The sequence below is a fragment of the Planococcus chinensis genome (assembly GCF_020071995.1).
Classification (GTDB): Bacteria; Bacillota; Bacilli; order Bacillales_A; family Planococcaceae; genus Planococcus; species Planococcus chinensis_A.
Genome location: NZ_JABWTK010000003.1, coordinates 1 through 12,935, shown reverse-complemented (window position 1 = coordinate 12,935; position 12,935 = coordinate 1). Strand labels below are relative to the sequence as shown.

At 48.1% G+C, this 12,935-nt stretch carries 10 protein-coding genes, 7 tRNA genes and 2 rRNA genes; 1 reads left to right on the top strand and 18 read right to left on the bottom strand.

The window, feature by feature from the left end; translation table 11 throughout:
• Positions 1–20 precede the first annotated feature (20 nt).
• The 9 genes from glmS to HU147_RS05510 form a co-directional block, all read right to left on the bottom strand.
• Positions 21–1,823: a glutamine--fructose-6-phosphate transaminase (isomerizing) gene (gene glmS, locus HU147_RS05550; protein WP_224075313.1), complete on the bottom strand. Its 1,803-nt coding sequence runs from the start codon at positions 1,821–1,823 to the stop codon at positions 21–23.
• A gap of 404 nt (positions 1,824–2,227) precedes the next feature.
• Entirely contained in the window at positions 2,228–3,577 is a 1,350-nt protein-coding gene (glmM, locus tag HU147_RS05545; RefSeq protein WP_224075312.1) for a phosphoglucosamine mutase, read from the bottom strand.
• 80 nt (positions 3,578–3,657) lie between these two features.
• Positions 3,658–4,665 (bottom strand): CdaR family protein, encoded by a 1,008-nt coding sequence (locus HU147_RS05540; RefSeq protein WP_224075311.1) that lies wholly within the window; start codon positions 4,663–4,665, stop codon positions 3,658–3,660.
• Complete coding sequence (gene cdaA / locus HU147_RS05535) at positions 4,658–5,494, bottom strand: diadenylate cyclase CdaA (protein WP_224075310.1); 837 nt, start codon at positions 5,492–5,494, stop codon at positions 4,658–4,660. Before cdaA ends, HU147_RS05540 begins: the two co-directional genes overlap by 8 nt.
• A 98-nt stretch (positions 5,495–5,592) precedes the next feature.
• Positions 5,593–6,228 carry a zf-HC2 domain-containing protein gene (locus HU147_RS05530; RefSeq protein WP_224075309.1) on the bottom strand — a complete coding sequence of 212 codons (636 nt, stop codon included), beginning with the start codon at positions 6,226–6,228 and terminating at the stop codon, positions 5,593–5,595.
• Positions 6,229–6,240: 12 nt separating this feature from the next.
• A complete protein-coding gene (sigW, locus tag HU147_RS05525) occupies positions 6,241–6,804 on the bottom strand; it encodes an RNA polymerase sigma factor SigW (protein WP_036802658.1) in 564 nt (187 codons plus the stop codon).
• 226 nt (positions 6,805–7,030) lie between these two features.
• Positions 7,031–7,939 carry an arginase gene (gene rocF, locus HU147_RS05520; protein ID WP_036802655.1) on the bottom strand — a complete coding sequence of 303 codons (909 nt, stop codon included), beginning with the start codon at positions 7,937–7,939 and terminating at the stop codon, positions 7,031–7,033.
• 70 nt (positions 7,940–8,009) lie between these two features.
• Entirely contained in the window at positions 8,010–8,573 is a 564-nt protein-coding gene (locus HU147_RS05515; RefSeq protein WP_224075308.1) for a GNAT family N-acetyltransferase, read from the bottom strand.
• A 13-nt stretch (positions 8,574–8,586) separates the two neighbouring features.
• A complete protein-coding gene (locus tag HU147_RS05510; RefSeq protein WP_224075307.1) occupies positions 8,587–9,468 on the bottom strand; it encodes a LysR family transcriptional regulator in 882 nt (293 codons plus the stop codon).
• Between the two features lie 103 nt (positions 9,469–9,571).
• Between HU147_RS05510 and HU147_RS05505 the strand changes: the two genes are divergently transcribed.
• Positions 9,572–10,651: a citrate synthase/methylcitrate synthase gene (locus HU147_RS05505; protein WP_224075306.1), complete on the top strand. Its 1,080-nt coding sequence runs from the start codon at positions 9,572–9,574 to the stop codon at positions 10,649–10,651.
• 70 nt (positions 10,652–10,721) lie between these two features.
• On the opposite strand, the gene HU147_RS05500 is transcribed toward HU147_RS05505, so the two are convergent.
• From HU147_RS05500 to HU147_RS05460, 9 genes are all read right to left on the bottom strand, one after another.
• Positions 10,722–10,794: transfer RNA gene (locus tag HU147_RS05500), tRNA-Ala, on the bottom strand.
• A gap of 28 nt (positions 10,795–10,822) precedes the next feature.
• Positions 10,823–10,895: transfer RNA gene (locus HU147_RS05495), tRNA-Lys, on the bottom strand.
• A 10-nt stretch (positions 10,896–10,905) separates the two neighbouring features.
• A tRNA-Gln gene (locus HU147_RS05490) sits at positions 10,906–10,980 on the bottom strand.
• Positions 10,981–10,999: 19 nt separating this feature from the next.
• Positions 11,000–11,083: transfer RNA gene (locus tag HU147_RS05485), tRNA-Tyr, on the bottom strand.
• A gap of 9 nt (positions 11,084–11,092) precedes the next feature.
• Positions 11,093–11,168, bottom strand: a tRNA-Val gene (locus HU147_RS05480).
• Between the two features lie 16 nt (positions 11,169–11,184).
• Positions 11,185–11,259 (bottom strand) — tRNA-Glu (locus HU147_RS05475).
• A gap of 53 nt (positions 11,260–11,312) precedes the next feature.
• A tRNA-Thr gene (locus HU147_RS05470) sits at positions 11,313–11,385 on the bottom strand.
• Between the two features lie 39 nt (positions 11,386–11,424).
• Positions 11,425–11,540, bottom strand: a 5S ribosomal RNA gene (gene rrf, locus HU147_RS05465).
• Positions 11,541–11,592: 52 nt separating this feature from the next.
• Positions 11,593–12,935 (bottom strand): 23S ribosomal RNA (locus HU147_RS05460); the annotation flags it as partial.

Sequence of the window (12,935 nt, the reverse complement as noted above, 5' to 3'; positions counted from 1 at the left end):
CTCAAATTTTCAAATTTTACTTATTCAACTGTAACCGATTTAGCCAAGTTACGCGGCTTGTCTACGTCACAGTCGCGGTGAAGCGCTGCATAGTAAGAGATCAACTGCATCGGAATAACCGATACCAGCGGAGACAGCAATTCGTGTACTTTTGGAAGCACAAGGCTGTCGCCTTCTTCTTGCAAGCCTTCCATCGAAATGATGCAAGGATGAGCGCCGCGTGCCGCTACTTCTTTCACGTTTCCGCGGATGCTCAAGTTAACCGCTTCTTGTGTTGCTAGTGCAATTACTGGCGTGCCTTCTTCGATCAAAGCGATTGTACCGTGCTTCAATTCGCCGCCGGCAAAGCCTTCCGCTTGGATATACGAAATCTCTTTCAGTTTCAATGCACCTTCAAGGCCCACAAAGTAATCCATTACACGGCCGATAAAGAAGCAGTTGCGTGTAGTGGAAAGGAAGTCACGGGCAATTTGCTCCATTTCTTCTTTCATGTCCACTTGCGCTTGGATGCCGTTCGCTACAATTCCAAGTTCCTGTACCAGGTCAAAGCCGATGTCGATGCCTTTTGACTGTGCTGTTACCGCTGCAAGAATTGAAAGGACCGCAATTTGCGCTGTGTAGGCTTTTGTAGACGCTACAGCGATTTCCGGGCCTGCGTACAACAACAATGTGTAATCCGCTTCACGCGATAGCGTAGAGCCTGCTACGTTCGTGATGGTCAACGATGGGTGTCCAAGTTCTTTGATCTTCACCAATACTTGGCGGCTGTCAGCTGTTTCACCTGATTGTGAGATGAAGATGAACAACGGTTTTTGGGACAGAAGCGGCATGTTGTAGCCGAATTCACTTGCTACGTGCACTTCTACCGGAATCTGAGCCATTTTTTCCAAGTATTCTTTACCGATCAATCCTGCATGATAACTTGTACCGGCTGCAATGATGTGAATGCGGTCTGCATCTTTCAATGCCTCAACGATTTCAGGCTGGATTGTCAATTTTTCATCGGCGCCTTGGTAAGCCTGGATGATTTTGCGCATCACTGCCGGCTGCTCGTCGATTTCTTTCAACATGTAGTGAGGGTAAGTGCCTTTTTCAATATCGCTCATGTCAATTTCAGCTTTAAATGGCTGGCGGCTTACTTTCTCTCCGTCCAATGTCAAAATTTCCACGCTGTCTTTGCGCACGATCACGATTTCTTTATCCATCAATTCCACGAATTGGTCTGTGATTTGAAGCATAGCCATTGCATCGCTTGCGACTACGTTAAAGCCGTCTCCAAGTCCGACAAGCAATGGGCTTTTGTTTTTCGCTACAAAAATTGTTTGCTCTTCTTCCGCGTCCAATAATGCGATCGCGTATGATCCTTTAAGCAATGTCAAAGTTTTGCTAAAAGCTTCTTGCGTTGTCATGCCTTCTGCTACGAATTTGCCGATCAATTGCACAATGATCTCTGTATCCGTATCCGACTCCATTTGTACATCCGCCAAATAGTCGCGCTGGATGTGGTGGTAGTTTTCAATAACGCCGTTATGCACCAAAGTAAAACGGTCGTTGTCGTTTTGATGAGGGTGAGCGTTTACGCGATTCGGTTTTCCGTGAGTTGCCCAGCGCGTATGACCGATCCCGCTTGTTCCCATTACTTCATCTTCAACAACTGCGCGCAAGTCAGCAATGCGCCCTTTTTCTTTAAAAACCGTAATGCCTTTGCCGTTGCGTACAGCAATCCCTGCTGAATCATAGCCACGGTATTCCAGTCTTTCCAATCCTTTTAGCAAAATTTCTTTTGAATCATTTTCTCCAATATACCCGACGATTCCACACATAATGTAATTCCTCCGCTTTCCTAATAAAATCAAAATGAGCGTTTGCACATGTCCGCAAACACTTGTCGTGAGCCCATCCGCATCGTTGTACAGCTGATCGCTCAACTGCTTTAAATGCTGGATATTACGACCGGGCTTCGCGGCCGGGAGGTATCCGCCGAAATCTCGATACTCCTCCTCCTCGTCTACTGGAAAGTGATTTGTCCATCCGATTTTCCCAGTACTGGCGCTTTAACTGTTTTCCTCATACGCCTTACTATCCCCCTTTTTTGGCGGCCTAAACCTTGGCAAGTTTATCATACCTTGCCGGCGGACGCCCGTCAACAAAACCTTAACAAAATAAATCCTGATAATACCAAAAAACCGGTCTAAAAGGCTTCTGCCTTTTAGACCGGTTAGTTCTATTAATTCAAGCCCATTTCAGCCCGGACAACTTTCGCAATTTCTTCTACGTATCGTTCGCAGTCTTCTGCAGAAGCCGCTTCCACCATTACCCGCACAAGCGGTTCTGTACCCGAAGGGCGTACCAGCACGCGGCCGTTTCCAGCCATGTCTTGTTCTACTTCCGCAATGGCTGCTGCCACCTTCTCGTTGTCTGTTACCGCATGTTTATCGGTTACGCGGATATTGACAAGTTTTTGAGGGAAGATGGTCATCTCGCCTGCTAATTCAGAAAGTTTTTTGCCTGTCACTTTCATGATGTTGACCAGCTGCATGCCAGTCAATAAACCATCGCCGGTTGTGTTGTAGTCCAGGAAGATGATATGGCCGGACTGTTCGCCGCCAAGATTATAGTCATTTTTCTTCATTTCTTCTACAACATAGCGGTCGCCGACAGCTGTCTGCTTGCTTTCCATGCCATGTTCTTCAAGTGCTTTGTAAAAGCCCATATTACTCATAACTGTGGAGACGACAGTGTTTTTCTTTAAGCGTCCTTCTGAATGCAAATACTTCCCGATGATATACATAATCTGGTCGCCATCGACAATCTGCCCTTTTTCATCTACGGCAATCAAACGGTCGCCGTCGCCGTCAAACGCCAAGCCCACATCCGCTTTTTTGGCAACTACCAATTCAGCCAATTTTTCAGGATGCGTAGAGCCCACTTTATCATTGATATTCAAGCCATTTGGCGAAGCGCCCATTGACGAAATGTCCGCATCCAGATCAGCGAATACATGCGTAGCAAGTGAAGAAGTCGCTCCATGTGCACAATCGAGCGCTACGTGGATTCCGTTGAATTCTTCGTCCACTGACTGCTTCAAATACTGGATGTATTTTTGGCCGCCTTCAAAGTAATCCGTAATGCTTCCAAGGTCGCCGCCAGTTGGACGCGGCAATGTATCTTCTTCCGCATCAAGCAATGCTTCAATTTCCAGCTCCTGCTCATCGGATAATTTAAATCCGTCAGATCCAAAGAATTTGATGCCGTTGTCTTCCACTGGATTGTGGGATGCTGAAATCATGACGCCTGCTTCTGCACTCATGACACGCGTTAAATAAGCAACTCCTGGTGTACTGATGACACCGAGGCGCATCACTTCCGCTCCGACAGACAGCAATCCGGCTGCAAGAGCACCTTCCAGCATTTCGCCTGAAATCCGTGTATCACGGCCAATCAATACTTTCGGTTTGTCTTTCGAGCTTTTTGTTAAGATATAGCCGCCGAAGCGTCCCAATTTAAATGCCAATTCAGGTGTCAATTCGCTGTTCGCAACACCCCGCACCCCGTCAGTTCCAAAATATTTTCCCATTCTTTTCTCTCCTTCAATCTCTAGCATAATATCGCTTCATTATACATGATTTATTGAAACATCAAATCCGGACCTGCCCGTTAAGAAGGCGGATTTTCTGACACCTCTGGAATTTCCGCGCCTTCTGGTGCTTCAACTGTTTCGTCGACGCTGATTTCCGCTTCGACTTTCAACGTTTTTGGCATGACGGAAGTGGTCCCTGGCGGCGCTTTTAACTCCGCTTCCACTGTCGTATCCGTTGGCGTAACAATTCCCGCATTCACTTCCACTACATATTCCTGCAGTGCATCTACTGCACTTTTCGGACCGTAAATCCGTACCGTCTCGCTGGATGGAACCAGTGACTCGATCGTTACGCCTGTAGGAGCTTCTCCGTTTTTCTTAATGGTCACCGGAACTTCTTTGCTGTATTCTTCAATTTCAGCTGAAACCTCTGCCACTTCCGGTTCAATTACGACATTCTCCAATTTCGTCAAATCATTCGCCAGTACCCGGATACGGGCTTCAGTTGTAAAAGATTCATCTACTCCCGGCTCGCCGGTAACGGTCGCTTTTACAAAACTGATGGAATCGATGACACTTTTCGGGCCAGTTATCGAAGCAGTTTTCGGCTCTGCTGAAATTTCCTCTAAAATAAATCCTTCTTTCAGCAAGCGTTCGTTCATTTCCGGATCGATCCGAAATTCCTGTGTTACCCGCTCTTCAATGGTGATGTCTACAAAAGCCGGATCAATCTGCACTCTCAGCTGTTCTGATAAATTCTCTGTCTGAATTGGAACCCGGTGTTCGCCGATCGGCAAATTGCGCAAGTCAACAAACAAAGTGAAATCTTTCAATTGCCGAGTCGTCTGCACGGCACTGGTAGGACCGGAAATCGTCAAGTCCGCCAGCTCTGGCAAGCCGCTCACCATCAAGTTAGTATCCCCATAAAAAACTTCCAGCTCGACGCCTTCAATTTCTTCTGTAATCGTGCCATTGTTCGCCGAATTTGCAGCGTCTTCATCGGCTTTAACCGAAAAGAATAAAAGAAATGCTAACAGAAGTGCCATAATCCGCAAAAACCAAGGGCTGTCCATTAATTTATCCATTCTTTTTCATCCTCCAGTTCCAACGGGAAGAATCAGCTGGCTGTTGTTCGGCGCCAAACCAAATTCGGCGCAGCTTCACTTCAAAATCTTCCAGCGATAAGTTGCGGTGCAAATCTCCATTTGCCGTCAAGCTGATGGCGCCCGTTTCTTCCGACACAATGATGGTGATGGCATCGGTCACTTCACTGATGCCAAGCGCCGCACGATGCCGGGTACCAAGCTCTTTGGAGATAAAAGGGCTTTCAGACAACGGCAAATAACAAGCGGCGGCAGCGATGCGATTTTTCTGTACAATCACGGCTCCATCATGCAGCGGTGTATTCGGGATAAACAGATTGATCAGCAACTCTGACGTTATGTCCGAGTTCATTGGGATTCCGGTCTCAATGTATTCGCTTAATCCGGTTTCCCGCTCAATTGAAATCAGTGCGCCAATCCGGCGCTTCGCCATATAGCTGACCGATTTTGACATCGCTTCAATCAACCGGTTGCGTTCGGATTCTTCGTTCAGCTGGCTGCTGGAAAACAATTTCCCGCGTCCCAGCTGTTCCAGTGCCCGCCGCATCTCCGGCTGAAAAATGATGATGATGGCAAGGAACCCCCAATTCAGCACTTGCTGCATGATCCAACCCAAAGTCTCCAAATTGAGAGCGCGGGTTATCAGATACGCAATAACGATAAAAAAGATCCCTTTTAACAACTGGACCGCTTTCGTCCCTTTAATGATGGTAATCAACTTATATATAACGAACCATACTAATAAAATATCAATGACATTTACTAAAAGTTCGAGTGGTGTTTGGTTTGTTAAATTCTCCAAAAACGGCATCTGCAACCCTCGCTTTTCAACATCTGCATATAAATCAGTATAACATAAGTGAATTTCCCTTGCCTTCATTGAAAAAACCTATCCCGGTACAGGATAGGTTACTTTCCGCTATTTTCTTCGTTGCCGCTAAAAATGGCAGCGGCATCTTTCACACCGTCTTTAATGGTGTACCAAATCCACTCGAACACTTTGTCGATCTCTTCAATTTCCCCGGTAATGACTCCGCTCGAAGCCATGTACTGGCCATTGACGAGGGTAACATCTCCGTGCAGCTCACCTTCCACACGCAAATCTCCATTTCGGATCGTCAAATCGCCTGTTACCACTTCACCTTCCGGCACAACAACCGTTTCCCCTTCTACCACCAGGTTCGGCTGTTTCGTAAAGGCAAATTGCTGATCATTGTTGAAATTCGAAAACAGCATGCCGCTCATCAACAAAAGAAATAAGGCGGCAGCTGTGAGCAGCGGATGATTCCGGAACCAGCGCTGCACACCGACCCGCTGTCTTTCTTTCGGCAGCCGCTGCATGGTCTTTGCCACAAAATCGGCCGGTGCCTGTATATGTGATGCACTTTGGACAAGTGCGATCGTTTTGGTTTGTTCATGGTACATTTTTCGACATTCGATGCAGCTTTCCAAATGTGTTTTAAACACTGCTTCATCGGCCGGGTTTAAATCCCCGTCTAAATAATCATCCATAAAATGAATGATGTTTTCCGGACACGCTTTCATCGTGCTCGCCTCCTACAAATTGCTCAATTGCTTCCGAAGAGCTTCTCTTCCCCGGTGTATCCGTGTTTTCACGGTACCTAACGGCAAATCCAGAATTTCGCTGATTTCCGATAAGGGCAATTCTTCAATATACTTTAATACAATAGCGGCACGGTACTTATCTGGCAAGCGACTTATCTCGTATTGCACGCGTTCCTGTACTTCCATCCGCATCAGCTCTTCTTCCGGCAGCTGATCATCGTTGGCAATGGACGAGTACATATTTAATCCTTCAGTCCCGCGCACTTCTGCGTCCAGATAATAATCCGGCTTTTTCTTGCGGATCCGGTCAATGCACAAATTCGTCGCGATGCGGTAAAGCCACGTCGAAAACTTGCGCTTTTGATCGAACGTATGAAGATTGACATATGCACGTGTAAACGCTTCTTGCGCTATATCTTCCGCTTCATGTTTGTTCCCTAGCATCCGGTAACAGATTTGATATAGCTGGTGCTGATACAGCTCAACGAGTTCGGCGAATGCGTTCTGATCGCCTTTTAATACTTTTTTTATTCGTTTATTGACTAACGCATCCATGTTCTCATTTCCCTCCGCCTATGCGGCTGTCTTTTATATACGGATTGCTTTTCAAAAAGTTTCATTTTTATTTTTCTCTTTCTATCGTACCAAACTTAAACCATTAAAATCCATCTTATTCCCAGATTGTTTTGGTTCTTTCAAATAAAAAATCACTCGAAAGGCGCTTTGGGCTATTGAAGAAGAAACGTTTAAATAAAATAAAAAAAACAGGCTTTCGCCTGTTTTAAAGTAATTTTTCGCCGAGCAATGAACCGATTAGTGCCACCGCTACATCCGCGGTGCGGTTTTTTTCATCCAGGATCGGATTAACTTCCACAAATTCGGCAGAAGTGATGATTCCTGCATCATGCAGCAACTCCATAGCCAAATGGCTTTCCCGGTACGTAATGCCGCCTGGCACCGGTGTGCCGACACCCGGTGTATACATTGGGTCGATGCCGTCCAAATCCAAAGACAAATGGACTGCATCTGTTCGGCGTTCTTCTTTCAGGTAATGGATAGCGTCATCAATCACCGCATCCATTCCCATTTTATCCAGTTCATGCATGCTGTAGACACGGATGCCGCGCTCTTTGATCAACTCACGCTCACCTGGGTCTACAGAACGGGCGCCAATGATCACAATATTTTCAGGCTTCACTTTTGGCGAATAGCCGCGGATGTTCGTCAATTGTTCATGGCCCAGGCCGAAACTTGCTGCCAAAGGCATTCCGTGGATATTGCCGGATGGCGACGTATCACTTGTATTCATATCCGCATGCGCATCATACCAGATAACCCCAAGGTTCTCATGGCGCTCGGAGATTCCTGCGAGCGTTCCGATGGCGATGCTATGATCTCCGCCAAGAACGAGCGGGAAATTCCCTGCTTCTGCTACTTCAAACACTTTCGCACCGAGTGCTTCGGTTGCATCCGTTACCACTTTTAAATTGCGCAGGTTGGTTTCTGTGTCAATGGAGCCGTCTGCATGGCCGATCTGGATGTCCCCTTCATCCGTCACGGTGTGCCCTAAAGCTTCAATGCGTTCTACAACACCTGCATAGCGGATGGCGCTCGGCCCCATGTCCACTCCGCGGCGATTCTGGCCATGGTCCATCGGTACTCCGATAATAGATACGTTTAATTTATTCATGATTTTATGCCCCCTTAACAAGATGAATTCATTGTACCTGTTAAGGAAGCTTTGGCTCAACCGAACAAAATCAAGTATATTTATTCAATTTTTCCGATAATCCGTTTTTTACTGCCGGCCATTCCGAATCAATGATGGAATACACGACGGCATCTCTTGGCTTGCCGGTTGAGCGGATTCGTTCGTTGCGGAGCAGCCCTTCTTTTTTGGCGCCGATTCGTTCCAAAGCCTTTTGGGAAGCGCTGTTTTCTGCATCTGTTTTGAATTGCACCCGAATCATCCCCCTTTTTTCAAAACAATATTCAAGCAATGCAAATTTTACTGCAGTATTCACATGAGTACGCTGTGCAGTTTCTGCATAAAAAGTTGAACCAATTTCACAGCTTTTATTTGCTTTATCGATTGCATAAATGCGGGTCGTGCCGACGATGCTCCCGCTGTTTGAGTCTTCCACTGCAAAAATAAGTACATCGTCCCCTTTTAGTCCTGTTTCCAGCCAAGCACACAACTGTTCAAAGCTTTCCACTTTCGTCAGCATATGCTCAAAAATCGCCGGTTTGTAAAGCTTCCACAATGCCTCAAAATCATCTCGTGTTAATAACCGTAACCGGATATTCGACTGTTCGATTCTCATGCCCTTCCTCCTTTTAACTAAAATGTACCGACTGGACTCGCTGCAAAAACTCTTTTTCGAGTTCTCCCATCTGTTTCGCCAGAAAATACGTCGACACCGTCGGCAGCGGAAACAAATCAAAATGGGCGTCCATTAAACGTCCCTCAATCAGCTCCCGCCTTACCATGGATTTAGGCAAAAACGATACGCCAAGACCTTCTTGAATAAACCGTTTGGCAATATGCGCCTGTGTCACTTTCATGGTCCGTATTCCCGTCACACGAAGACGCAGCTTCAGCAGCAGCTCGTCCCAAAAAGCCGGATGGTGATGCGTAAACAAAATGGCCGACTGGAGCATCGCTTCTCCTGAAACCGCTGGGCCTGACTCGTCATCGTAAGCATCTCTTGGCAAAATAAAAAGAAGCGGATCGTTGTAAACCGTTTCACAGTGGATATCTTGCCGCTTAGATCGCAAGGCGGAAATGCCTGCTGACACCTGCCCTGTTTCCACCAGTTCTTCTATGTGTTCCGACTCTTCCACTTGTATCACGAGTTCAAGGTCCGGGTGGTCCCGGGTAAACGATTTTAAAACATAAGGCAAAATCGTCTCGGCCATTAAAGGCGAAATGGCAAGCGTCCATTTCTGGCGATACCCTTGGGCAAAGGCTTGGAGTTCCTCGATGCTTTGATCCATCTGGGCGAGTATGCTGTTAGCCTTTTGGCGGAAGTGGCGGCCTTCTTCTGTCAGTGAAACCCGGTTCTTTTCACGCTTGAACAACAAAATTCCAAGGCTTTCTTCCAGCAGCCGGATATGGACCGTGACACTTGGCTGCGACATCAATAACCGTTCGGAAGTCTTTCGGAAATTCAAAGTTTCAGCAGCATCTGCAAATGTACGCAGCCAATTGAGGTCCATTAACTTGCTCCTTTCAATTAATAATTTGAATTATTTTAATTATATATCTTTAATTTTTGTTATCAATAAGTGGGGGTAAAATAAAAGAAAAGGAGGAGTTACGATGTTCCAGAAGGGATTGAAAGGAATTACAGCGGTCCAGACAAAGATAGCTTCTGTAGACGGCGACAAAGGCGAATTACGTTACCGCGGCAAACAGGTAAAAGAGGCAATCAGCGGAAAGTCATTTGAAGAAGCTGCATACTTTTTGTGGCATGGCCAGAACCCATCCCCGCAGGAACTGGCCGGTTTGAAGAATGCGCTAATGGAATACCGCAAGCTTCCAAATCACGTTATTGAAACAGCCAGACTGCTGCCCCGCGAAGCGCCCTTGATGGACAATCTGCGGACCTTGATCTCCGCTTACAGCCACAAGGAATTTACCAAATTGCCGATTGGAGAACAAGCGGTAGCTTTAACAGGTGCCTTCCCGGTACTGATTGCTCTTCTGTTCAGCCTGCAGGAAGAAAAAGAAATGATTCAAGCGCGCGAAGATCTTGGGCATACCGCTAATTATTTGTGGATGCTGAATGGGCATGAACCTTCTGAAGCGCAGATCGAGGCATTGGAAACGTATTTAAAGCTGACGATGGAGCATGGCATGAACGCTTCCACATTCGCTGCACGCGTCACCATTTCCACAGAATCCGACCTTGTTTCTGCGGTTACTTCCGCTATCGGCACTATGAAAGGCCCCCTTCACGGCGGCGCGCCTTCAGGAGTCATTGACTTGCTCGATGAAATTAAAACGCCGGAGCGCATTGAGCCGGTCATTCTCGAAAAACTAGACCGTGGCGAAAAAATTATGGGCTTTGGCCATCGCATTTACCGGACTGAAGATCCACGGTCGATTGTGCTCAGGGAGAAATGCTTGGCCTTGCAAGGAGCAGACCCGTGGTTAGATTTAGCTGTTGCGGCTGAAAAAGAGATTACCCGTCTCTTGAACCAGCACAAGCCAGGACGTGCGCTGCACACGAACGTGGAATTTTATGCGGCTGCCATTATGCGGTCCATTGCAATGCCTCCAGTGCTTTTTACCCCTACCTTTAGCGCAGCCCGCATTGTTGGCTGGACTGCCCATGCGCTGGAACAGCAAGAAGACAATGTCATCTTCCGTCCGCAATCTGAATACATCGGAACCTAAAAAAAGCCCGCATCCAATAAATTGGATACGGGCTTTTTACACATGGATAGTACAAATACACATGGAACAATGGAGCCTAGGGGGCTCGAACCCCTGACCTCGACGCTGCCAGCGTCGCGCTCTCCCAGCTGAGCTAAGGCCCCGCGCTGAACAGGCGCAAGGAATAAAGAATGAGCCATGAAGGATTCGAACCTTCGACCCTCTGATTAAAAGTCAGATGCTCTACCAACTGAGCTAATGGCTCAAAATAAAAATGGCTGGGGTACCTGGATTCGAACCAGGGCATGACGGGATCAAAACCCGTTGCCTTACCGCTTGGCTATACCCCAATGCCAATATAAATAAAACTGGTGGTGGGGGGCAGATTCGAACTGCCGAACCCGAAGGAGCGGATTTACAGTCCGCCGCGTTTAGCCACTTCGCTACCCCACCGAGAAATAATGGTGGAGGATGACGGGATCGAACCGCCGACCCTCTGCTTGTAAGGCAGATGCTCTCCCAGCTGAGCTAATCCTCCACATAACTATAAAAAATGGTGACCCCTACGGGATTCGAACCCGTGTTACCGCCGTGAAAGGGCGGTGTCTTAACCGCTTGACCAAGGGGCCATAAAAAGATGAATAAGTGCTTTTCCCGTTTACAGAAACCTTATAATAACAAAAGCTTCCAACCGGGTTCGAACCGGTGACCTCTTCCTTACCATGGAAGCACTCTACCTGCTGAGCTATGGAAGCAAGGTAAAAGATTCGTTACGGCATTAAAAAAACAAAATGGCCCAGCAATGTCCTACTCTCACAGGGGGAAACCCCCAACTACCATCGGCGCAAAAGAGCTTAACTTCCGTGTTCGGGATGGGAACGGGTGTGGCCTCTTTGCCATCATCACTGGACAGGAGTGCTTGCGCCCTCAAAACTGGATATGCGACAGGTGAAAACAACGTGTTGGTTAAGTCCTCGATCGATTAGTATTCGTCAGCTGCACGCGTCGCCGCGCTTCCACCCCGAACCTATCTACCTCATCGTCTTTGAGGGATCTTACTTGCTTGCGCAATGGGAAATCTCATCTTGAGGGGGGCTTCGTGCTTAGATGCTTTCAGCACTTATCCCGGCCACACATAGCTACCCAGCGATGCCCCTGGCGGAACAACTGGTACACCAGCGGTGTGTCCATCCCGGTCCTCTCGTACTAAGGACAGCTCCTCTCAAATTTCCTGCGCCCGCGACGGATAGGGACCGAACTGTCTCACGACGTTCTGAACCCAGCTCGCGTACCGCTTTAATGGGCGAACAGCCCAACCCTTGGGACCGACTACAGCCCCAGGATGCGATGAGCCGACATCGAGGTGCCAAACCTCCCCGTCGATGTGGACTCTTGGGGGAGATAAGCCTGTTATCCCCGGGGTAGCTTTTATCCGTTGAGCGATGGCCCTTCCATGCGGAACCACCGGATCACTAAGCCCGTCTTTCGACCCTGCTCGACCTGTACGTCTCGCAGTCAAGCTCCCTTGTGCCTTTACACTCTGCGAATGATTTCCAACCATTCTGAGGGAACCTTTGGGCGCCTCCGTTACTCTTTAGGAGGCGACCGCCCCAGTCAAACTGCCCGCCTGACACTGTCTCCCGCCCCGATCAGGGGCGCGGGTTAGAATTTCAATACAACCAGGGTAGTATCCCACCGACGCCTCCCCCGAAGCTGGCGCTCCGGGTTCTCTGGCTCCTACCTATCCTGTACAAGTTGCACCAAAATTCAATATCAGGCTGCAGTAAAGCTCCACGGGGTCTTTCCGTCCTGTCGCGGGTAACCTGCATCTTCACAGGTACTATAATTTCACCGAGTCTCTCGTTGAGACAGTGCCCAGATCGTTACGCCTTTCGTGCGGGTCGGAACTTACCCGACAAGGAATTTCGCTACCTTAGGACCGTTATAGTTACGGCCGCCGTTTACTGGGGCTTCAGTTCGCACCTTCGCTTGCGCTAAGCACTCCCCTTAACCTTCCAGCACCGGGCAGGCGTCAGCCCCTATACGTCACCTTACGGTTTTGCAGAGACCTGTGTTTTTGCTAAACAGTCGCCTGGGCCTATTCACTGCGGCTCTCTCGGGCTTTTCACCCTACCAGAGCACCCCTTCTCCCGAAGTTACGGGGTCATTTTGCCGAGTTCCTTAACGAGAGTTCACTCGCTCACCTTAGAATTCTCTTCTCGCCTACCTGTGTCGGTTTGCGGTACGGGCACCTCCCGCCTCGCTAGAGGCTTTTCTTGGCAGTGTGAAATCAGGGACTCCAGGG

What these genes read in the sequence shown, in the direction of transcription:
- rocF (WP_036802655.1), bottom strand. Translation starts at nt 7,939, where the DNA reads ATGAATAAATTAAACGTATCTATTATCGGAGTACCGATGGACCATGGC.
- HU147_RS05540 (WP_224075311.1), bottom strand. Translation starts at nt 4,665, where the DNA reads ATGGATAAATTAATGGACAGCCCTTGGTTTTTGCGGATTATGGCACTT.
- HU147_RS05515 (WP_224075308.1), bottom strand. Translation starts at nt 8,573, where the DNA reads ATGAGAATCGAACAGTCGAATATCCGGTTACGGTTATTAACACGAGAT.
- HU147_RS05510 (WP_224075307.1), bottom strand. Translation starts at nt 9,468, where the DNA reads ATGGACCTCAATTGGCTGCGTACATTTGCAGATGCTGCTGAAACTTTG.
- glmM (WP_224075312.1), bottom strand. Translation starts at nt 3,577, where the DNA reads ATGGGAAAATATTTTGGAACTGACGGGGTGCGGGGTGTTGCGAACAGC.
- cdaA (WP_224075310.1), bottom strand. Translation starts at nt 5,494, where the DNA reads ATGCCGTTTTTGGAGAATTTAACAAACCAAACACCACTCGAACTTTTA.
- HU147_RS05530 (WP_224075309.1), bottom strand. Translation starts at nt 6,228, where the DNA reads ATGAAAGCGTGTCCGGAAAACATCATTCATTTTATGGATGATTATTTA.
- HU147_RS05505 (WP_224075306.1), top strand. Translation starts at nt 9,572, where the DNA reads ATGTTCCAGAAGGGATTGAAAGGAATTACAGCGGTCCAGACAAAGATA.
- glmS (WP_224075313.1), bottom strand. Translation starts at nt 1,823, where the DNA reads ATGTGTGGAATCGTCGGGTATATTGGAGAAAATGATTCAAAAGAAATT.
- sigW (WP_036802658.1), bottom strand. Translation starts at nt 6,804, where the DNA reads ATGGATGCGTTAGTCAATAAACGAATAAAAAAAGTATTAAAAGGCGAT.